The organism is Sphaerisporangium siamense, from assembly GCF_014205275.1.
GTDB lineage: Bacteria > Actinomycetota > Actinomycetes > Streptosporangiales > Streptosporangiaceae > Sphaerisporangium > Sphaerisporangium siamense.
Genome location: NZ_JACHND010000001.1, coordinates 8,123,016 through 8,143,185 on the forward strand (window position 1 = coordinate 8,123,016; position 20,170 = coordinate 8,143,185).

Sequence of the window (20,170 nt, forward strand, 5' to 3'; positions counted from 1 at the left end):
CTGGAGGAATAGCCGATGAGCTCCGCCTCGGCCGAAGCGGGCCTCCCCGCGCCCCCGCCCCCGAGAGCCGGCGTCATGTCGATCCTGTCGCGCATCGGCCGCTCGCTGATGCTGCCGATCGCGGCCCTTCCCGCGGCGGCCCTGCTGCGCCGGCTCGGCCAGGACGACCTCCTCGGCCGCACCCACAACGCGGCGCTCGACAAGATCGCCGAGGTGGTCGGCGGCGCGGGCACGGCGCTCTTCGACAACCTTCCCCTGCTCTTCGCGATCGGCGTGGCCATCGGGTACGCGCGGCGCTCGGACGGCTCGACCGGCCTGGCCGCGCTGATCGGCTACCTGGTGTTCGACCGGGTCTCCAAGCTCCTGTTCTTCGACGCCTCCGGCTACGCCGTCCACGACCGCGTCGCCCAGACCGTCCTGGACGCCGAGGGCAGGCCCGCCCAGGTGATCAACCTGGCCGCGGGCAACCCCACCGGCGTGCTCGGCGGCATCGTCATCGGCCTGGTCACCGCCGTGCTCTACCAGCGCTACCACCGCATCAAGCTGCCCACCTGGCTGGCGTTCTTCGGCGGGCGCCGGTTCGTCCCCATCGTCACGGCGTTCGCCGCCCTGGTGCTCGGCGTGGTGTTCGGCGTCCTGTGGCAGCCCGTCGGCGAGTGGATGACCGCCTTCGGAGGCTGGCTCGCCGACCACTCCACCGCGGGCGCCGGCATCTACGGCGTCGCCAACCGCCTGCTGATCCCGTTCGGCCTGCACCACTTCCTGAACTCGATGGTGTGGTTCCAGGTGCCGGACTGCACGGTCGGCGGCCGGCAGTTCGCCGGCGACCTCACCTGCTACCTGCAGGGCAACCCCGGCTCCGGCGAGTTCATGGCGGGGTTCTTCCCCGTCATCATGTTCGGCCTGCCCGCCGCGGCGATCGCCATCTGGCGCGCCGCGCCGCCGCACCGCCGCCGCGCCGTGGGCGGCATCATGATCTCGGCGGCGCTGGTGGCGTTCGTGACCGGCATCACCGAGCCGATCGAGTTCGCGTTCATCTTCGTCGCGCCGCTGCTGTTCGTCATCCACGCCCTGCTGACCGGGGTCTCGATGGCGCTGGTGGCCGCCATGGACGGGCACCTGGGCTTCGGCTTCTCCGCCGGGGTCATCGACGCGGCGCTCAACGCGACCAAGTCCAACACCGACAAGTTCTGGCAGATCATGGTGCTCGGCCTCATCTACGCGGCCGTGTACTACGCGGTGTTCACCTTCCTGATCAAACGCCTGAACATCCTCACCCCGGGCCGCGAGCCGGAACCCGACCCCGACGCCGGGGAACCCGCCGCGCCCGCGTCCAGAAACGGCCCCTGACGGCCGGTATCAACCCCGCGCCCCGAGGTCTCCTAAGTGGCGTCCCGACCGCCGACGACACCGGAGCCTCCCGCGATGCCCCCGTCCTCCCGACCCATGCCCCTCCCTCGTCTGGGCGCCGTCCCCCCGGCCGACCCGCCGTACGACGAGGAGCGCCGCGTGCCCGCCGCCCTGGCGCACGGCCCCCGGCCGCGCGCCCATGGCCCCGCCCACGACCCCGCCCATGACCGGGCCCGCGCCGCCCCGCGCGAGCGCCGCAGGGACGATCCTGGGGCCGCGCGGCGGGGCCACCGCGCGGACGGCGCCCCGCCCGGCGCGCGGGGGCTGCGCGCGCTCGGGCAGGCCCTGGCCGAGGTCCTGGCCGGACGCCGGCCGCCCGCCGGCGTGGCCGACCACCTGACCGAGCGCGCCTACGCGGAGCTGGTGCGCGCCGGCCGCATGATCGAGACGCGACGGCCCCCGCTGGCCGGCGCGCCGCACGTCCACCGGCCGCGGGACGGCGTGGTCGAGGCGTGCCTGCTGCTGCACTGCGGCGAGCGCAGCCGCGTGCTGGCGCTGCGCGTCGAACGCCGGGGCACTCAGTGGTTGTGCACGGAGTTCGAGACGGCCTGAACGCCGCGGCCCCGCGACCTGTGGAAGGTCGCGGGGCCGGTCGGCGCTCTGTCCCCGGCGCGCGGCCGGGGGACGTGCTCAGGCGGAGGCGTTCTTGGGGTCGCCGTGGCAGCGCTTGTACTTCTTGCCCGAGCCACAGGGGCAGGGGGCGTTGCGCTCGACGTTGCCGTAGGCGGCGCGCTCGGCGGCCGTGGTGCGCACCCGGGTCTGCTCGACCTCACCGCTCTCGCCCGGCGCGGTGTAGATCATCTCGCTGGGGCGCTGCGGGCGGCGCAGGGCCTTGGAGATGATGGCCTCGGCCTCGCTGACGCCGGCGTCCTGCGGCACCTCCTCGACGATCGGGTTGTCCTGCACCTCGACCTCAAGGTTGAACAGGTAGCCGACCGACTCCTCCTTGATGCCCTCCAGCATCGCGGTGAACATGTCGAAGCCCTCGCGCTGGTACTCGATCAGCGGGTCCCGCTGGGCGTAGGCCCGCAGCGCGATGCCTTCCTGCAGGTAGTCCATCTCGTAGAGGTGCTCGCGCCACTTGCGGTCGAGCACCGACAGGATGACGCGGCGCTCCAGCTCGCGCATGGTCTCGGAGCCCAGTTCCTGCTCGCGGCGGTCGTAGGCCGCCAGCGCGTCGGCCTTGACCCAGTCGCTGATCATCTGCGGCGTGAGGCTCTCGCGCTCGCCGCCGGCCTCGCGCTCGATGAGCTCGTCGGCGGTGCCGGAGATCGGGTAGAGCTGCTGGAACGCCTTCCACAGCTTGTCGAGGTTCCACTCCTCGGCGAAGCCCTCCTGGGTCTCGGCCTGGACGTACGCCTCGACGACGTCGGTGACGAAGGTGCGCACCTGCTCGTGCAGGTCGGCGCCCTCCAGCACGCGGTGGCGCTCGGCGTAGATCACCTTGCGCTGGCGGTTCATGACCTCGTCGTACTTGAGGACGTTCTTGCGGATCTCGAAGTTCTGCTGCTCGACCTGGTGCTGGGCCGTGGCGATGGCCTTGGTGACGATGCCCGACTCGATCGGGACGTCCTCGGGGATGTTCAGGCGCGTCATGATCATCTCGACGCGGGCGGCGTTGAACAGCCGCATGAGGTCGTCTTCGAGGGAGAGGTAGAACCGGGACTCGCCGGGGTCGCCCTGACGGCCCGACCGGCCGCGGAGCTGGTTGTCGATGCGGCGGGACTCGTGGCGCTCGGTGCCGAGGACGTACAGGCCGCCGAGGCCGACGACCTCCTCGTGCTCGGCCTTGACCGCGTCGCGGGCCTTCTCCAGGGCCTCGGGGAAGGCCTTCTCGTACTCGTCCGGGGTCTCGGACGGCGACAGGCCGCGCTGCTGGAGTTCGAGGTCGGCGCGGAACTCGGAGTTGCCGCCGAGCATGATGTCGGTGCCGCGGCCGGCCATGTTGGTGGCGACCGTGACGGCGTGCTTGCGGCCCGCCTCGGCGATGATCGCCGCCTCACGCGCGTGGTTCTTGGCGTTCAGGACCTCGTGCGCCACGCCGAGGCGCTTGAGCATCTTGGAGAGCTTCTCGGACTTCTCGACCGAGGTGGTGCCGACCAGCACCGGCTGGCCCTTCTCGTAGCGCTCCTTGATGTCGTTGACGCACGCGACGAACTTGGCGTCCTCGGTCTTGTAGACGACGTCGGCCTGGTCCTTGCGGATCATGGGCCGGTTCGTCGGGATGGGGATCACGCCGAGCTTGTAGGTCTGGTGGAACTCGTTCGCCTCGGTGGCCGCCGTACCGGTCATGCCGGCGAGCTTGGTGTAGAGGCGGAAGTAGTTCTGGAGGGTGATGGTGGCGAGGGTCTGGTTCTCGTCCTTGACCTTCACGCCCTCTTTGGCCTCGATGGCCTGGTGCATGCCCTCGTTGTAGCGGCGGCCGTGCAGCACGCGGCCGGTGAACTCGTCGACGATGAGGACCTCGCCGTCGACGACGATGTAGTCCTTGTCGCGCTTGTAGAGCTCTTTGGCCTTGATGGCGTTGTTGAGGAAGCCGACCAGGTGGGTGTGCTCGGGCTTGTAGAGGTTGTCGATGCCGAGCCAGTCCTCGACCTTCTCGACCGCGGCCTCCAGCACGCCGACCGTGCGCTTCTTCTCGTCGACGACGTAGTCGCCGGTGCTCTCCTCGCCGTCCTTGCCCTCGACGCCCCTGCGGAGGCGGGGGACGATCTTGGCGAACTCCTGGTACCACTTGCCGGACTGCTCGCCGGGGCCGGAGATGATGAGCGGGGTGCGCGCCTCGTCGATCAGGATGGAGTCGACCTCGTCGACGATCCCGAAGTTGTGGCCGCGCTGCACACACTCTTCCAGCGACCACGCCATGTTGTCGCGCAGGTAGTCGAAGCCGAACTCGTTGTTGGTGCCGTAGGTGATGTCCGCCGCGTACTGGCGCCGGCGCTCGTCCGACGGCATGTTCGCCAGGATGACGCCGACCTCGAGGCCGAGGAAGCGGTGGATGCGGCCCATCGTGTCGGCGTCGCGCTTGGCGAGGTAGTCGTTGACGGTGATGACGTGGACGCCCTTGCCGGAGATGGCGTTGAGGTAGGCGGGGAGCGTACAGGTGAGGGTCTTGCCCTCACCGGTGCGCATCTCGGAGATGTTGCCGAGGTGGAGCGCGGCGCCACCCATGATCTGGACGTCGAAGTGGCGCTGGCCGAGCACCCGGCTCGCGGCCTCGCGGACGGTGGCGAACGCCTCGGGGAGCAGATCGTCGAGGGACTCACCGTCGGCGTGGCGCTGCTTGTACTCCTCGGTGGTCGCGCGCAGCTCCGCGTCCGTCATGGTCTTGAAGTCGGCCTCGATGGAGTTGACCTGCTCGGAGATCCGCTTCAGCTTGCGCAGAACCTTGCCCTCACCGGCGCGAAGGATCTTGTCGAAGATGGCTGGCACTTTGTGTAAAGCTCCTCGCAGGTCTGTACCGCGGCCCGGCGGCCGGGACATGAGGACATAACAGAGTTCCCCGTAACCATGGTAGGCGGTTTCACCACCGCACACAGCCACCGTCAAAGACGCTGTCGGGGCCCGCCGAGTTCCCGGCTTTCCCCGCGCCGGGACGTTCATCCGGGTTACACCGGTACGGCCTGCGACGACCGGCGGGCACGTTGTATATCGTGCGACGTTAAGGGGAGGGAATCTTTGCCACTGGGCACGGCCCTCCCGGCACACGCGATACCGAAGCGAGATCAAGGAGTCATGATGGCCGAGAGCGCACCGGCGCAGGCACACGGCGGGCAGTCCCACGCGGGGCGTCCGACCTCATGGCTGGCCGTCACCGTGATGCTTCTTGGGTTCACGATCGGCGGGGTGGCGCTGTGCATGGGGCCCAACTGGTTCCTGTTCTGGCTCGGCGGCGGCGTCGTGGTGGTCGGCGGCATCCTCGCCCTGATCTTCGACATCTTCTCCGACGTCATCGAGGACGCCCCCCGCGAGATCGCCGTCCAGGAGCACCACTCCCCGTTCGAGCGCCACTAGCCTCCCGGCCCGGGCCCGCCCTCGCCCGCGGGCCCGGAGGTCAGAGGGAACCCGCCAGTAGGGCCGACTGGAGAGGCAGGGCGGCCTCGGCGGGCACCACGCGCTCCACGCGGATGTCGTCGCAGCCCACCCAGGTGGCCGCCTCCCGCAGGGCCTCGGCCATGGCCTCGGCCGCGCCGGCCCGCACCCGCCCGCCCGGTCCCGGCTCGAAGCCGACCTGGCGGGCCACGAACGTCCTTCCCTCCCGCGCGGGGTCGACCCGGCCGATCAGGCGGCCCCCCGCGAGCACCGGCATCGTGAAGTAGCCGTGCACCCGCTTGTCCTTCGGCACGTACGCCTCCAGGCGGTGGGTGAAGCCGAACACCCGCTCGGTGCGGGGACGGTCCCACACCAGCGAGTCGAACGGGGACAGCGGGGTGGTGCGGTGGCGGCCCCGCGGCGCGGACTCCAGCGCCGCCGGGTCGGCCCACGAGACGGCCCCGCCCCGCGCGGCCTCCCAGCCGGCCACCTTGACCGGGACCAGCCCCGCCGAGCCGTCGGCCAGAGCCGTGTCGAGCATCGTGGCGTGCCGGCCCCTGAGCCGCAGGAAGTCGATCAGGTCGGCGCGGGTCGCCACGCCCAGCGCCGCCCCGGCGACGCGGGCCAGCCGCGTGACGCACTCCTCGTCGGTGAGCGACTCCTGGAGCAGGGACGGCGGCACGACGCGCTCGGCGACGTCGTAGACCCGGCGCCAGCCGACGCGGCGGGTGCAGACGACCTCGCCGATGTCGAGCAGGTACTCCACCGCGATCTTGACGTCGGACCAGTCCCACCAGGGGCCGCCGTTCTTGGCGCCGCCCAGCTCGGTGGTGGTCAGCGGGCCCTCGTCGCGGACCTGGTCGAGCACCTTGCCGATGGTGGGCGGCACCTCGTGCCACCGGAAGCGCCGCTCGCGGTAGGCCTTGCGGCGGAACTCGTACAGCGGCCAGTGGTCGATGGGCAGGATGCACGCCGCGTGGCACCAGTACTCGAAGGCCAGGGCGGGCTCGTGCCAGTAGGCCCGCTCGACCTTGGCCCGGCCCACCGCCCCCAGCCGTGCGTACGCCACCAGCTCGTGGGAGCGGGCGAGCACCGAGATCGTGTCGAGCTGGACGGCGGCCAGGCGGCGCAGCACCGCCGCGGCCCCGCCCCTGCGGGACTCGGCGCCGAGGAAGCCCTGGGCGCGCAGGATGGCGCGCCGGGCGTCGTCGGCGGACAGTTCGGCCACGGGAACGGGGAGACCACTGGGCATGCGTCGATGGTAGGGCCTGCCACCGACAAAACCACTACGCAGGTGTCACCCCGCCGCGCCCGCGCGGGAGGTCAGGTGATCTCCAGCAGGCGCTCGCGCACGGCGTAGACCACGGCCTCCATGCGGGAGTGGAGCTGCAGCTTCTCCAGGATGTTGCGGACGTGGTTCTTCACCGTGTTCTCGGAGATGAACAGCTCCTTGGCGATCTCACGGTTGTTCATGCCCTTGGCGACCAGGCGCAGGACCTCCATCTCGCGGTCGGTCAGCCGGGGGACGGGAAGCTGCGGAGGACGTTCGGCCTCCTTGCGGCTCATGTTGGCGAACTCGCTGATCAGCTTGGCCGCCATCGCCGGGTTGATCAGGGACTGCCCCTCGTGGACACCGCGCACGGCGTCGGGGACCTCGTCGATCTGGACGTCCTTCAGCAGGTAGCCCGTGGCCCCCGCCTTGATCGCCTCGAAGAGGTCCTCCTCCTCGTCGCTCACGGTCAGCATGATGATCCGCGCGCTCGGCACCGAGGCCTTGATCACTCTGGTGGCCTCGATGCCGCCCTGACGGGGCATGCGGACGTCCATCAGGACGACGTCGGGCAGGAGGCGGTCGGCGATCTCGACCGCCTCCTGACCATCGCTCGCCTCGCCCACCACATCGATGTCCGGCTCCGCGGCCAGCGCCAGTTCGAGGCTCCGCCGGATCAGCGCGTGATCGTCAACGATCAGCACGCGGATCGGCTCTCGCCCGGAGCGGCCGGCCGTTTCGTCGGTCTGCGTCACGCCTCCTCCTCGTGGGGAGCCAGATCGCGCCGGGTAGGTCGAGCCCTACCGCACGACGCTCCCGCGCCGTCGGAACCGCCATCATTACACGGGTTTCCGGGTCGTGGGGTGGGTCGAGAGGATCTTCGAACGCCTTGGCTACTGTTCCACGAGTCGCAACACTCCGTACGCGTATCCGACACGTCGGTACACGACGCTGGGATGTCCGCTCTCCTTGTCCCTGAACAGGTAGAAATCATGGCCGACGAGTTCCATCTCCAGCAGTGCCTGGTCGATGGTCATCGGGTCGGCCTTGTGGAACTTCTCGCGGACGACGAGGGGGCCGTCACCGTCCATCTCGATGGGAACGATGGGCTCTTCGAAGACCTCCTCCTCGCGCGGGCCCTTGGCGGCCTCGGCCCGCTCCTTGGCCTGGGGCTCCGCGGGGAGCGGCTCGGGGAGCGGTTCGTAGGTCTCGGCGAGGGTGGAGGTCAGGGCGGCCACCGACGGGGGGCAGTGGTTGCCGTGGTGGACCTTGCGCCGGTCGGCGATGCGCCGGAGCCGGCCCTCGAGTTTGCCGAGCGCGATGTCGAGCGCCGCGAAGCGGTCGTCGGCGGACGCCTCGGCCCTGATGGCGGGACCCTTGGAGTGGATCGTCAACTCGACCCGTTCACGATCCTCGGTAGCCCGCACGTTCGCGTTCTTGGACACCTCCACGTCGACGCGGATCAGCTTGTTGTCCAGTCGTTCGATCCTGGCCAGCTTGGTCGTCACATGATCGCGGAACCGGTCACTCACACTGGTGTGCCGTCCCTTGACGATGATGTCCACTCAAAGGCCCCCCTTCGTATCGACAGCGAGGAGGACACCCGTCCGGCCGACCTGGTCTTCGTCCCCACATCCGCCTGCTGAGGGTCTCGCGGCTCTGTGCCACTACTGCCCTTCTCTTCTGACGGAGGACATCCGGACCTCCGGGAAGGCAGGACTTACCTCTAAGCCGCACCGTGATCGGTCGACGAAGAGTCGCCTTACGTGGGCCGTTTCGCCTGCGGCTGGCATCGGCTAGCCGGGCCGGCCCTCTTGCGGGGATCGGTCCGGTGCAACCACGGACCCGAACGGGTGCCATGCTCGAACGCTAGTCGCTGCCGGGCCGAATGTCAGCCGTGAGATCGGCCATAGGATCACATTGAGTGATTTCCTTGAGGATTCGAGCCCGGGGGCAGACCCGGTATTGGCCGTCCTCGTGCTCGGCACAGGCGACGTTTCCCACCCTCTGAACAGGAAGGTCAGCACGCGGGGGCATGGACATGCGGCCGTGCGGGGCGCCGGGGACTTTGACGCAATCATTACCGTTCGTAATCTTTTTGCGTCGGATGTCGCCGGGCGTGTCGGGCGTGTCACAAATGTCGTCGTGTGGCGGCGACGACCACCGCGAAGGGCACCTCGGCGCCCTCGGCGCGCAACGCCGCCGCGGCCGCCGCCAGCGTGGCCCCGGTGGTCACGACATCGTCCACCAGGACGGCCGTACGCCCTCTCAGACGGCCGGCGGCCGCGGGGGTGACCTGGAAGGCACCCGCCACGTTCCGTGCCCGCTCCGGCGCGCTCAGGCCCGCCTGGTCGCGCACGCGGCGGCGGTGCCCGAGCACCGGCGCGCAGGCCACGGCGCGGCCCCGCAGGCCCTGGGCGGCGAGGGCGGCGAGACCCGCCACGGGATCATGGCCGCGCCGCCGCACGGCCCCGCGGGCGCTCGGCACCGGGACCAGGAGGAACGGCGCCGCGGGCGGGCCCGCGGCGCGGATCGCGACGCGGAGGCAGGCCGCGAGCGCGGGACGCAGCGCGGTGCGCCCGCGCTCCTTGTAGGCGAGGATCGCCCGGCGCGCCGCCCCCTCGTACGCGGCGGCGGCCCAGCACTCCGGCGGGCCGCCCGGCGTGGGCGGCCTCGCGAACGGGTGGGCGCCCATGAGCGCCAGGCACGCGGCGCACAGCACGGCGCCCGTCCGGCCGCAGCCGGCGCAGCGCGGCGGGAGGATCAGATCCAGCAGGTCGAGCAGGGAGGCCGGCACCCGCCCAGCATCGGCCCCGCCTCCGACGGAAACCCCGCCGAGACGGGCCCGTCCACAGCCCGTGGCCGATCCCGGCCACGACGGGCCGTCCGTCCACAGCCCGTGGCCATCCGGCTACATCATGCCGTCCGGCCACAGCCCGTGGGCCCCCGGCCGCCGTCGGCGGAGAAGCGCACGGGACGCTCCCGGCGCGGAGGTCACCCCAGCGGATACTTGGGGGTCGCCGCGCCGTTCTTCTCCACGGAGGTCCACTGCCGCTTCTGCGGGTCCCACATCAGCACCTCGCCGTCCGAGGTGCCCGCGAACACGGGCGCGGCCTCGGGCGCGGCGGTGATCGTCACGATGCGGGCCGCCGCCTTGGGCGTGTCGGACCTGCTCCCCCGGGTGACCGACCAGGTGGCCAGCTCGCGGTCGGACTTGCTCTGGGTGAGCACCAGCAGCGTGCTGGCGTCCCGCCAGGCGATGTCGACGATCTCCTGCCCCTCGGCGGCGGGCACGAGCGGGCGCACGTTCTCGACCTCCGGCCGCGACCTGTCGATCGACCCGACCAGCACGCGGTCGCCGCGCCCGTCGTCGGCGATGACGGCCACGCGGGCCCCGTCGCGCGACACGCGGAACGCCTTGACGTCGGAGGACTCCAGGGCGGGGGCGGGCACGCGCTCGGCGCCGGTCGCGTCGCGCGCCCTGAGCACCTGGGATCGGCGCGGCCCGAGCTTGGCCACCGACCAGAGCTGGTCGTAGCGGTCCCAGGACGGCGCGGTGAGCCCGGCGGCCTGCATCCAGCGCTGCCAGGGGCTGCCCGGCACCTCGCCGGTGACCCAGACCGCGCCGGTCTTGTCCAGCAGCGCCAGCGTCGACAGCCCCTTGCCCACGGCCAGGGCGGTGAACTGCCGCGCGGGCTCGGCGCCCCGGTCCAGCGGCTGGTCGTGGTCCTTGTCGACCAGGTACGGCTTGCCCTGGCGCAGGAAAAGCGCCTGGGCCGAGGAGGTCACGACGTTGGGATCGAAGCTCGCGTAGGCGCGCGGGTCGATGACGAACGGCCCGCCGGGGAACTGCTCGCCGTTGACCCTGACCTCGATGGACCGCGACTCGGTGAGCGGCTTCAGCGTCCAGGAGAGCTGGGCGGACAGGGCCATCTTCTGCGCGGTGACGCGCGCGGAGTCGACGATGCCGTAGGTGAAGTCCACCACGACGGTGTCGTCCTCGACGGTGACGTCGTTGACGTCCACGTCGTGGCCGAACGCCGGGACGACGGCATCGCGCAGCGGGGTGGTCGGCCCGACGAGCATGCGCTGCACCAGCGACTTGGCGAGCCCCTGCTCGGGGTCGATGGGCACCAGCACCTGGTCGGTGACCAGCACCTTCTGGTCGTAGGCGGGGAAGTACAGGTCGTAGGCGCGGTAGGCGCGCTTGAAGTCGTCGTCGGACAGCAGCAGCCCGGTGGGCGCCGCCGAGATGCGCCACTGGCCGCCGACCTTGATCAGCTTGAACTCCTCGGTCAGCTCGCCGCCCGAGGAGGCGTCGGCGGGCACGTAGTGGCCGTCGGCGTCGAGGGCGCCGAGCTTGAGCGCCTTCATCGTGATGTGGGCCTGCGTCTCCTCGACGACCTGCGTGGGCGACTTCGGCTGGTCGTAGATCACCACGGCGTCGGTGGGGTCCCACGCGCGGCGGGCCTCGTCGGTGAGGTACTGCCGGGCCACGGTGCGCTGAGGGTCGTCGAAGCCGGCCGCGGCGGCCAGGAAGCCGTTGACGATGTCGATGGGCTCGCCGTTCGGCTTCGGCGGCGCGGCGAGGATGCGCACGTAGGGCTGGCTGAGCGGGTCCTTGGCGGCCGGACCGCGCGCCGTGAAGGGGTTGCCGCCGGTGGGCACGGTCGAGCACGCCGAGAGCAACGCGAGTGCGGCGCCGAGCGAGGCGCCGAGCGTGAGCCGGACGGGCCCGGACGGGCCGGTACGCCGGACCGGCCTGGCCGGTCGTGCCGGTCTAGTCGGCATCGAACGCCCCCTCGACGGCGGGCGAGAGCACCGGCGTGGCGTGGGCCCGCCAGGTGCGCCGCATCTCGACCTCCGGCGGCACCAGCGGGAGCGGCGAGCCGCGCAGCTCGGTGCCGGCCTGCCGGGGCAGCGACAGGCGGAACTGCGACCCCTCCCCCGGCATGCCCCACGCCTGCAGCCACCCGCCGTGCAGCATGGCGTCCTCGCGGGAGATCGCCAGGCCGAGCCCGGTGCCGCCGATCGTGCGGGCCCGCGACGGGTCGGCGCGCCAGAAGCGGTCGAAGACCATGTTCTCCTCGCCGGGCTTGAGCCCGACCCCGTGGTCGCGCACGGCCACCGCCACCGCGTCGCGGTCGGCGCCGAGGGTGACCACGATGTCGCGGCCCTCGCCGTGCTCGATGGCGTTGAACAGCAGGTTGCGCAGGATGCGCTCGACCCGGCGGCTGTCGGCCTCGGCCATGCAGGGCTCACCGGGCAGCCGCAGGTCGAGCCGGGTGGACCTGCGCTCGGCCAGCGGCTGGGAGTCGCCGACGGCGCGCAGCACGACGTCGCGCATGTCCACCGAGTCGATGTCGAGCGTGGCGGCGCCGGCGTCGTAGCGGCTGATCTCCAGGAGGTCGGCGAGCATCGACTCGAAGCGTTCGAGCTGGTTCTGCATCAGCTCGGCGGCGCGCGCGGTGGCGGGGTCGAAGTCCTCGCGGCTCTCGTACAGCAGGTCGGCCGCCATGCGGACGGTGGTCAGCGGGGTGCGCAGCTCGTGAGAGACGTCGGAGACGAACTGCCGCTGCACCTGGGACAGCTCTTCGAGCTGGTGGATCTTCAGGGCGAGGTTGGAGGCCATCTCGTTGAAGGACGTGGCCAGGCGGGCCAGGTCGTCCTCGCCGCGCACCTTCAGCCGTTCCTCCAGCCGTCCCGCGGCGAGGCGCTCGGCCGCCTGGCGGGTGAGCCGGACGGGCGTGACGACCTGGCGGGTCACCAGGGAGGCGACGGCGGCGAGCAGCAGCACCAGCGCCACGCCGACCACGACCAGCCACTGCTGGACGGCGGACAACGTCTTGACGTCGTCCTCCAGCGGGAAGAAGTGGTAGACCTCGTAGTCGCCGACGAGCGCGCCGATGGCCAGCGCGGGGATCGGCTGCGGCCTGCCCAGGTAGTACATCGGGGTGTAGAGCGCGCGGGGCTCGTCCCTGTTCTGCAGCACGGCGTCGCGCAGCTTCCAGGTGACGCTCCTGGGGTCCAGGTTGTCGGTGACGCGGTCCCGGCCGACCAGGTCGGCGTTGAGGATCACGACGCTGTAGCGCGAGTCCGCCCGCTGGGCCATGGCGTAGGCCGCCTGGTCGACCGGGTTGGCGAAGGCGGTGTCGGGGCCGCCGTCTCGGCCCGGCGAGACGTCCGGGGGCGGGGCGGCGGACGGCTGCTCCAGGTACCCGCCGAGGGTGGTCACGTTGGCCCGCGCCTCGGCGGTCGCGGAGTCCACCCGGCCCCGCAGCACGGCCGTGTCGATCATCTGCATGAGGAAGAAGCCGAGCACCGCGACCACCGTCATGGAGATGAAGAGGGTGCTGGTGACGACCCTGAGCTGCAGCGAGCGGCGCCAGACCCGGCGCACCCGCCCGGCGGCGCGCCGCGCGCGCCTCCGGACGCCGCGCACGATCTGGCGCGGCGTCCGCCGGGGCTTCTTCTTCGGCTTCGGGCGGGCGGGGCCCGCGCGGCCGGGAAGGGGCGCGGTGGCCATGGAAGGCGTGGAGGTCACGGCGCGGCCGCGTCCGGCTACGCCGGCCCGGCCTTGTAGCCGACGCCGCGGACGGTGACCACGATCTCGGGGTGCTCGGGGTCCTTCTCGATCTTGGCGCGGAGCCGCTGGACGTGCACGTTGACCAGCCGCGTGTCGGCGGCGTGGCGGTAGCCCCAGACCTGCTCCAGCAGGACCTCGCGGGTGAAGACCTGGCGCGGCTTGCGGGCGAGCGCGACCAGCAGGTCGAACTCCAGCGGCGTGAGGTTGACCGTGTCCTCCTCGCGCTTGACCGAGTGGCCGGCGACGTCGATCGTGATGTCGCCGATCTGCAGGACCTCGGGGGTCGGCTCGTCGGTGCGGCGCAGCCGCGCCCGCACCCGGGCGACGAGCTCCTTCGGCTTGAAGGGCTTGACGATGTAGTCGTCCGCGCCGGACTCCAGGCCCAGCACGACGTCGATCGTGTCGCTCTTGGCCGTCAACATCACAATGGGAACTCCGGACTCGGCGCGGATGCGGCGGCAGACGTCGATGCCGTCCGCCCCGGGAAGCATCAGGTCGAGAAGTACCAGGTCCGGCCGGGTGTCACGGAACGCGTCCAGCGCCTTGTCGCCATCGGACACGAACGACGGCTCGAAGCCCTCCCCCCGAAGGACAATGCCGAGCATCTCGGCGAGAGCGGCGTCGTCGTCGACGACCAGCACGCGTCCTTTCATGGCCCCTCATTCGTTCTGCACAGGTTCGAGAAGGTTGCGGCGAAAGCGGTTAGACCGACCGAAGGCTACCCGTGCGTCGGCGCCGGGCGATAAACGGTCGAACATTGGCGTCACCAAAGGCTGAATTTTAGGCGCACGTTACGCAACCCGCCAATGATCTGGCTCGATGAGCTTGCCATGTGGCGTGAGGCGGGAGCGCGGGCCCCTCCCCCAAGTCTGCGTCAAGCGGGTCGTATTCGGCCATCCCCCCGACGTGATCAGTGCGGTCAGAACCCCGGAGAGCCGTGCGACATGCCAGGATTGGGATATGTCAGACGGTCACGGCTCCGCGTCCAGCACCCCCGGAGGCTGGGCACAGAACCAGCCTCCGCCGTACCGCGGCCAGGCCGGCGCGCCGTGGACGTCACCCGGCGACACGCCCCCCGCCGACCAGGCGTGGCAGGTCCCCTCAGGTCAGGGCGCCCCTCCCCAGGACGGCCAGGCGTACGCGCCCCCGCCGGGGCAGCAGGACCAAGGGCAGTACGGCCAGGGGCAGTACCAGCACGGACAGCAGCACGGCGGGCAGGCGTACGGCCAGCAGTACGGGCAGCAGCAGTCCGGCTACTCGGCGTACGGGCAGGGCGGTCAGATGCCGCCCCCGGCCGCGCCGCGCCCCGGCATCATCCCGCTGCGCCCCCTGGGCCTCGGCGACATCCTGGACGGCACGATCAAGCTGATCCGGTCGAACCCGAAGGCCACGCTCGGCCTGTCGGCCATCGCCGCGGCGATCGGCACGCTTCCCCTGGCGATCGGCCAGGCGATCTACTTCAACGCGCTCGGCGGTGTGCTCGCCGACCCTTCGTCGCTCGGCTACGGTTCCGACGCGCCGGTCGGTGGCGTGATCGCGCAGGCGGGCGGCGGCGTCCTCTCGTACATCATGCAGTTCTTCCTGGTCACGATGCTGACCGGCGTGCTCACGCGCATTCTCGGCCGCGCGGTCTTCGGCGGGCGCATCACCATCGGCGAGGCCTGGCGGCTGACCCGGCCGAGGCTGCCGGCGCTGCTCGGCCTCGCCCTCCTGACCGCGCTGATCGTGATGGCCCCCCTGGCGATCGTGGTCGTGCTGCTGGTGGCCCTCGCGACGGCGGGCGCGTCCCTGGAGGCGGTCGTGTTCGCCGGGTTGATCCTCGGCCTCGGCTACCTGGTCTACGCGGTGATCATGACCACGCGCCTCGCGCTGGCCCCGGCCGCGGTGGTCCTGGAGGGCCGCGGCGTGACCGAGGCGATCCGGCGGTCCTGGGGGCTGGTCCGCGGCGCCTTCTGGCGCACGCTCGGCATCCTGGTCCTCACCATGATCCTCACCATGCTGATCGGCGGCATCCTGTCGGTGCCCGTCAACGTGCTGACCATGCTGGTCGCCTTCACCGGCCGCGACACCCTGATCGCCACGGTGCTCACGACGATCCTGCTCATCATCGGCGGCATCCTCACCTCGATGATCACCTATCCGCTGCAGGCGGGCGTCAACGGCCTGCTCTACACCGACAGGCGGATGCGCGCCGAGGCGTTCGACCTCGTGCTGCGCACCGCGGCGACCGAGCAGTACCGCCAGGGGTGGGTGTCCCCGGCCGCCGACGACCTGTGGCATCCTTCCCACGCGGCGGGCCACGCGGGCGGGTACCATCCCCAGGACCCCCGCCACCATCCCTACGCCCCGGGCGGCCCCGGAGGGCTGTGACCATCTCCGTGACCATCTCCGCGAGCATCCTCGCGCACGCCTCCTTCGCGATCTTCGACGACATCGGCCGCGACGAGGCGCGCCGCAGGGCGTTCGAAGAGCTCGTGAGGCCCGAGTACCAGCAGGAATCGCTGCTGGAGCGCCTGGTCAGGCTCGTCAGGGAATTCTTCGACGGCCTGCTCGACCAGGCGCCCGGCGGCGTGCCGGGCGGCCTCACGGCGCTCGCCCTCATCATCCTGCTCATCGCCGCGCTGATCGGCCTGATCGCCTGGCAGGCGCGGAAGGCCACCAGCGGCCGGCGGGTGGCCGAGGGCCTGTTCGGGACGCGCGAACGCACCGCCGACGAGCACCGGCGCGAGGCCGAGCGGCTGGCTGGGGAGTCCCGCTGGGCGGAGGCCATCCGCGAACGGCTGCGCGCCATCGCCCGCGACCTGGAGCACCGGGCGATCGTCGCGCCCCAGCCGGGCCGCACGGCCGACGAGCTGGCGGAGGCCGCGGGCGCCGAGCTGCCCGCGTTCGCGGGACGGCTGACCGGGGCCGCGCGGCTGTTCGACGACGTCACCTACGGGCAGCGCCACGGATCGCCGGAGGGCTACGCGACGATGACGACCCTGGACGAGGACCTGCGCGCCGCCAGGCCCGCCGCGCTCGCGGGACAGGCGCACGCCGGCGCGCCGCCCCGGACGGCCGCCCCATGACCGTGACCGCTCCTCCGCCCCCGGCCACGAGCGACCCCGCCGCGGTGCCCACGAGCGGCTCCGCCGCCGTCTCGCCGACGGCGCGGGGCCTGTGGCGCGGCGCGCGGGGCGCGGTGGCGCTCGGCGTGATCGTGCTCGCCGTCGCCGTGGTGACCGCGCTGATCGTGGGCGGTTCGGGCGAGAGCGGGCGGCTCGATCCCACCGACACCACGCTCTCCGGCGGCAAGGCGCTCGCCCGGCTCCTGGCCGGCCAGGGCGTCCGCGTCGAGCGGGTCTCCACCGTCGAGGAGGTCGAACGCCTCGACGGGACAGAAAGCCAGCTCCTGGTGTCCGGCACCTGGTGGCTCACCTCCGACGAGCACCGCCGGCTCGCCCGGACGCGCGCCGACCGTCTGGTCGTCGGCGCCGACCCGGCGCTGCCCACGCTGGCCCCGGGCCTGGAGACCACCGGCGAGGCATCGCCCCGTTCGCGGGAGCCGGCCTGCGAGCTGCCCGCCGCCGTCCGCGCGGGCAGCGCCTACATGGGCGGCGTGACGTTCCGCACCCCGCCCGGCGGCGCCGTCGGCTGCTACCCCGGCGCCGAGGGGGTGAGCCTGGTGCGCGTGTTCGGCAGCGGCGCCCCGACGGTGACGGTGGTGGGCGACGGCGCGTTCATGACCAACCAGCGGCTCGCCGAGGACGGCAACGCCGCGCTCGCGGTCAACCTGGCGGGGACCAAGCCGGTGCTGATCTGGCTGGTCCCCGGCGACAGGCCCGCGTCCGCCCCCGGCTCGGGGAACGCCTCGCCCGGCGACCTGATCCCCGCCGGGGTGGTCTGGGCGCTGGTCCAGCTCCTCGTCGCGGTGCTGGTCGTGGCGCTGTGGCGGGGCCGCAGGCTCGGGCCCGTGGTGGTCGAGCGGCTGCCCGTGGTCGTGCGCGCCGCCGAGACCGTCGAGGGACGCGGCCGCCTGTACCGGGCCCGCCGCGCGCGCGACCGCGCCGCCGCCACGCTGCGGGCGGCCTGCGCGGCGCGCCTGACGCCGAGGCTGGGGCTGACCGGGGACGCCACCCCGGAGGAGATCGTCGCCGCGACCGCCCTGAAGTCGGGACAGGACGCGGCCTGGGTCCGTTCGGTCATGTACGGGCCGGTGCCGGCCGACGACGCCGCGCTGGTCGCCCTGGCGGGCCAGCTCGACACCTTGGAAAGGCAGGTACGAGAGTCGTGACCACACCTCCGCCCGGAGGCCCACCGAGCGCTTCGCCCGACCGGCCCACCGTCTCGCCGGGGCAGCGGCCCCCGGAGGGGCCCGGCGGGCCTCCCGCGGCTCCGCCGTCCGCCCCGGCCCCCTCCGGCCCGCCCCTTCAGGGGCCCGCCCAGCCGCCCGCGCCCGTCCAGCCGTACGGCGCCGCGCCGGCCGTCGAGGCCGACCCGGCGCGGGACGCACTCGGGGCGCTGCGCGCCGAGGTCGCCAAGGCCGTCGTCGGGCAGGACGCCGTGGTGACCGGCCTGGTCATCGCCCTGCTGTGCCGGGGGCACGTGCTGCTGGAAGGCGTGCCGGGCGTGGCCAAGACCCTGCTGGTGCGCACGCTGGCCGCCACCTTGGCCCTGGACTTCAAGCGGGTCCAGTTCACGCCCGACCTGATGCCCGGTGACGTCACCGGGTCGCTGGTGTACGACGCCAAGACCGCCGAGTTCGCCTTCCGCGAGGGCCCGATCTTCGCCAACCTGCTGCTGGCCGACGAGATCAACCGCACGCCGCCCAAGACGCAGGCCGCGCTGCTGGAGGCCATGGAGGAACGCCAGGTCAGCGTGGACGGCTCGCCCGTCAAGCTGCCCGACCCCTTTGTGGTGATCGCCACGCAGAACCCGATCGAGTACGAGGGCACCTACCAGCTTCCCGAAGCCCAGCTCGACCGGTTCCTGCTGAAGCTGACGGTCCCGCTGCCGCCGCGCGACCAGGAGATCGCGGTGCTCGAACGCCACGCGCTCGGCTTCGACCCCAAGGATCTGTCGCACATCAGGCAGGTCGCCTCCGGCGCGGACCTGGCGGCGGGCCGCGCGCGGGTCGCCAAGCTGCACGTCGCGCCCGAGGTGCTCGCGTACGTCGTCGACCTGGCCCGGGCGACCCGCATGTCGCCCTCGCTGCAGCTCGGGGTCTCCCCGCGCGGCGCGACCGCCCTGCTCGCGGCGGCCCGCGCCTGGGCCTGGCTGTCGGGGCGCGACTACGTCACCCCCGACGACGTGAAGGCGCTCGCCAAGCCGGCGCTGCGGCACCGCGTGCAGCTCCGTCCCGAGGCCGAACTGGAGGGGGCCACCTCCGACGGCCTGCTGGACGGCATCCTGGCGTCGGTCCCGGTACCCCGCTGATGGCGCTGACCGGCCGCGCCGGGCTGATCGCCGCGCTCGGCGCGATCGCCGTGTACTTCGCGCCGCGGCCGGGCTACGCGGTGCTCGGCCTCCTGCTGCTGCTCGCCGCGCTGGTCGTGGTGGACCTGCTGTTCGCGGGCGGCGTGCGCCCGCTGCGCTTCCGGCGCGGCGGGGCGCGGCTCGTGCGCCTCGGCGAGTCCGTGGCCGTCGAGCTGATCGTGGAGAACCCCGGACGCCGCCGCGTGCGGGGGGCGCTGCGGGACGCCTGGCCGCCTTCCGCGGGCGCGCACCCGCGCCACCTGCGCGTGGACGTCCCCGCGGGTGAGCGCCGCCGTCTGGTCACGACGCTCACCCCGTCGCGGCGCGGCGACCGCGAGGCCGTCAAGGTGACCGTGCGCTCGCTCGGCCCGCTCGGGGTGGCCGCGCGCCAGGGCTCGCACGTGGTGCCCTGGAAGGTGCGCGTGCTGCCGCCGTTCCTCAGCCGCAAGCACCTGCCCGCCAAGCTGGCGAAGCTGCGCGAACTCGAAGGGACGCACCCGGCGCTGGTGCGCGGGCAGGGCACCGAGTTCGACTCCCTGCGCGAGTACGTGGTCGGCGACGACGTGCGGTCGATCGACTGGCGCGCCACGGCGCGGCGGTCGGACGTCGTCGTGAGGACCTGGCGTCCGGAGCGGGACCGGCGCGTCCTGATCGTGCTGGACACCGGGCGCACCTCCGCCGGCCGCGTCGGCGTCTCCCCCCTCGCCCCGCCCGCCACCAGTGCGAGCGCCGCCGCCCCGGCCCACGGCGGCACGGGTGCCGGCGCCTCCGGGCGGGGCGCCGCCGGGTGGCCGCCGCTGGACTGGTCGATGGACGCCGCCCTGCTGCTGGCCGCGCTCGCCACCCGCGCGGGCGACCGCGTCGACTTCCTCGCCCACGACCGGGCCACGCGCGCCTGGACGTCGGGCGCCTCGCGGACCGGCTCGCTGTCGGCGCTGGTCAACGTGATGGCCCCGCTCGAACCCGAGCTGGTCGAGGCCGACTCCGAGCGCATGGTCGCGACGATCATGGCCAGGGCCGGGCGGCGCTGCCTGGTCGTGCTGATGACCGACCTCAACCCCGCCGCCATGGAGCAGGGCCTGCTGCCGGTCCTGCCGCGGCTCACCGCGCGCCACCTCGTGCTCGTGGCCGCCGTGGCCGACCCGCGGGTGGCGGAGATGGCCGCGGGCCGGGGCACGCCGGAGCTGGTGTACGACGCGGCGGCGGCCGAGCACCTGCGCGGCGAGCGCGCCCGCCTCACGGCCCGCCTGCGCCGCCATGGCTGCGAGGTCGTGGACGCCACCCCCGACACCCTCGCCCCCACCCTGGCCGACGCCTACCTCGCCCTCAAAGCCGCCGGCCGCCTCTAGCGTCAGGAGGACGGTCGGCGGCGTGTCCCGCTCCTCAGGGCCGTTCTCCCTGCTTCGTGGCCATTTTCC

16 protein-coding genes are annotated in these 20,170 nt (G+C 72.6%); 8 read left to right on the top strand and 8 right to left on the bottom strand.

All coding sequences use genetic code 11. From position 1 onward, the window contains the following. The first annotated feature begins 15 nt into the window (after positions 1-15). Both BJ982_RS36680 and BJ982_RS36685 read left to right on the top strand, forming a co-directional pair. Complete coding sequence (locus tag BJ982_RS36680) at positions 16-1,350, top strand: PTS transporter subunit EIIC (RefSeq protein ID WP_184887814.1); 1,335 nt, start codon at positions 16-18, stop codon at positions 1,348-1,350. A gap of 96 nt (positions 1,351-1,446) precedes the next feature. Next, a complete protein-coding gene (locus BJ982_RS36685) occupies positions 1,447-1,962 on the top strand; it encodes an Rv3235 family protein (RefSeq protein WP_239122700.1) in 516 nt (171 codons plus the stop codon). A 78-nt stretch (positions 1,963-2,040) separates the two neighbouring features. Here BJ982_RS36685 and secA read toward each other — a convergent pair whose 3' ends face one another. Continuing rightward, positions 2,041-4,842: a preprotein translocase subunit SecA gene (gene secA / locus BJ982_RS36690; protein WP_184887818.1), complete on the bottom strand. Its 2,802-nt coding sequence runs from the start codon at positions 4,840-4,842 to the stop codon at positions 2,041-2,043. Between the two features lie 303 nt (positions 4,843-5,145). Here secA and BJ982_RS36695 point away from each other — a divergent pair, with 303 nt between their 5' ends. After that, positions 5,146-5,424 carry an HGxxPAAW family protein gene (locus BJ982_RS36695; protein WP_239122699.1) on the top strand — a complete coding sequence of 93 codons (279 nt, stop codon included), beginning with the start codon at positions 5,146-5,148 and terminating at the stop codon, positions 5,422-5,424. Positions 5,425-5,464: 40 nt separating this feature from the next. Here the strand turns inward: BJ982_RS36695 and BJ982_RS36700 are convergent, their stop codons facing one another. From BJ982_RS36700 to mtrA, 7 genes are all read right to left on the bottom strand, one after another. Then, complete coding sequence (locus BJ982_RS36700; protein WP_184887820.1) at positions 5,465-6,694, bottom strand: winged helix-turn-helix domain-containing protein; 1,230 nt, start codon at positions 6,692-6,694, stop codon at positions 5,465-5,467. Between the two features lie 71 nt (positions 6,695-6,765). Then, on the bottom strand, positions 6,766-7,467 hold the full coding sequence (locus BJ982_RS36705; RefSeq protein ID WP_184887822.1) for a response regulator: 702 nt from the start codon (positions 7,465-7,467) through the stop codon (positions 6,766-6,768). Positions 7,468-7,605: 138 nt separating this feature from the next. Further along, positions 7,606-8,277 carry a ribosome hibernation-promoting factor, HPF/YfiA family gene (gene hpf, locus BJ982_RS36710; RefSeq protein ID WP_184887824.1) on the bottom strand — a complete coding sequence of 224 codons (672 nt, stop codon included), beginning with the start codon at positions 8,275-8,277 and terminating at the stop codon, positions 7,606-7,608. 566 nt (positions 8,278-8,843) lie between these two features. Then, positions 8,844-9,509 (bottom strand): ComF family protein, encoded by a 666-nt coding sequence (locus tag BJ982_RS36715; protein WP_239122698.1) that lies wholly within the window; start codon positions 9,507-9,509, stop codon positions 8,844-8,846. A gap of 197 nt (positions 9,510-9,706) precedes the next feature. After that, positions 9,707-11,503, bottom strand: a complete 1,797-nt coding sequence (locus tag BJ982_RS36720) for an LpqB family beta-propeller domain-containing protein (RefSeq protein ID WP_184887826.1) — start codon at positions 11,501-11,503, stop codon at positions 9,707-9,709. Further along, positions 11,493-13,238, bottom strand: a complete 1,746-nt coding sequence (mtrB, locus tag BJ982_RS36725) for an MtrAB system histidine kinase MtrB (RefSeq protein ID WP_184887828.1) — start codon at positions 13,236-13,238, stop codon at positions 11,493-11,495. The genes BJ982_RS36720 and mtrB overlap by 11 nt, the downstream gene beginning before the upstream one ends. Before the next feature lie 35 nt (positions 13,239-13,273). Continuing rightward, a complete protein-coding gene (gene mtrA / locus BJ982_RS36730) occupies positions 13,274-13,951 on the bottom strand; it encodes an MtrAB system response regulator MtrA (protein WP_184607980.1) in 678 nt (225 codons plus the stop codon). Positions 13,952-14,258: 307 nt separating this feature from the next. Between mtrA and BJ982_RS36735 the strand changes: the two genes are divergently transcribed. The 5 genes from BJ982_RS36735 to BJ982_RS36755 are packed head-to-tail and all read left to right on the top strand — an operon-like array spanning position 14,259 to position 20,101. After that, positions 14,259-15,668 carry a DUF7847 domain-containing protein gene (locus BJ982_RS36735; RefSeq protein ID WP_184887830.1) on the top strand — a complete coding sequence of 470 codons (1,410 nt, stop codon included), beginning with the start codon at positions 14,259-14,261 and terminating at the stop codon, positions 15,666-15,668. Then, positions 15,665-16,366, top strand: a complete 702-nt coding sequence (locus BJ982_RS40805) for a DUF4129 domain-containing protein (protein ID WP_239122697.1) — start codon at positions 15,665-15,667, stop codon at positions 16,364-16,366. Before BJ982_RS36735 ends, BJ982_RS40805 begins: the two co-directional genes overlap by 4 nt. Continuing rightward, positions 16,363-17,571, top strand: a complete 1,209-nt coding sequence (locus tag BJ982_RS36745; RefSeq protein WP_184887832.1) for a DUF4350 domain-containing protein — start codon at positions 16,363-16,365, stop codon at positions 17,569-17,571. Before BJ982_RS40805 ends, BJ982_RS36745 begins: the two co-directional genes overlap by 4 nt. Beyond that, positions 17,568-18,713, top strand: coding sequence for an AAA family ATPase (locus BJ982_RS36750; protein WP_239122696.1), 1,146 nt, complete (start codon positions 17,568-17,570; stop codon positions 18,711-18,713). Before BJ982_RS36745 ends, BJ982_RS36750 begins: the two co-directional genes overlap by 4 nt. After that, positions 18,713-20,101, top strand: coding sequence for a DUF58 domain-containing protein (locus tag BJ982_RS36755; protein WP_184887834.1), 1,389 nt, complete (start codon positions 18,713-18,715; stop codon positions 20,099-20,101). The genes BJ982_RS36750 and BJ982_RS36755 overlap by 1 nt, the downstream gene beginning before the upstream one ends. The last annotated feature ends 69 nt before the right edge of the window (positions 20,102-20,170 follow it).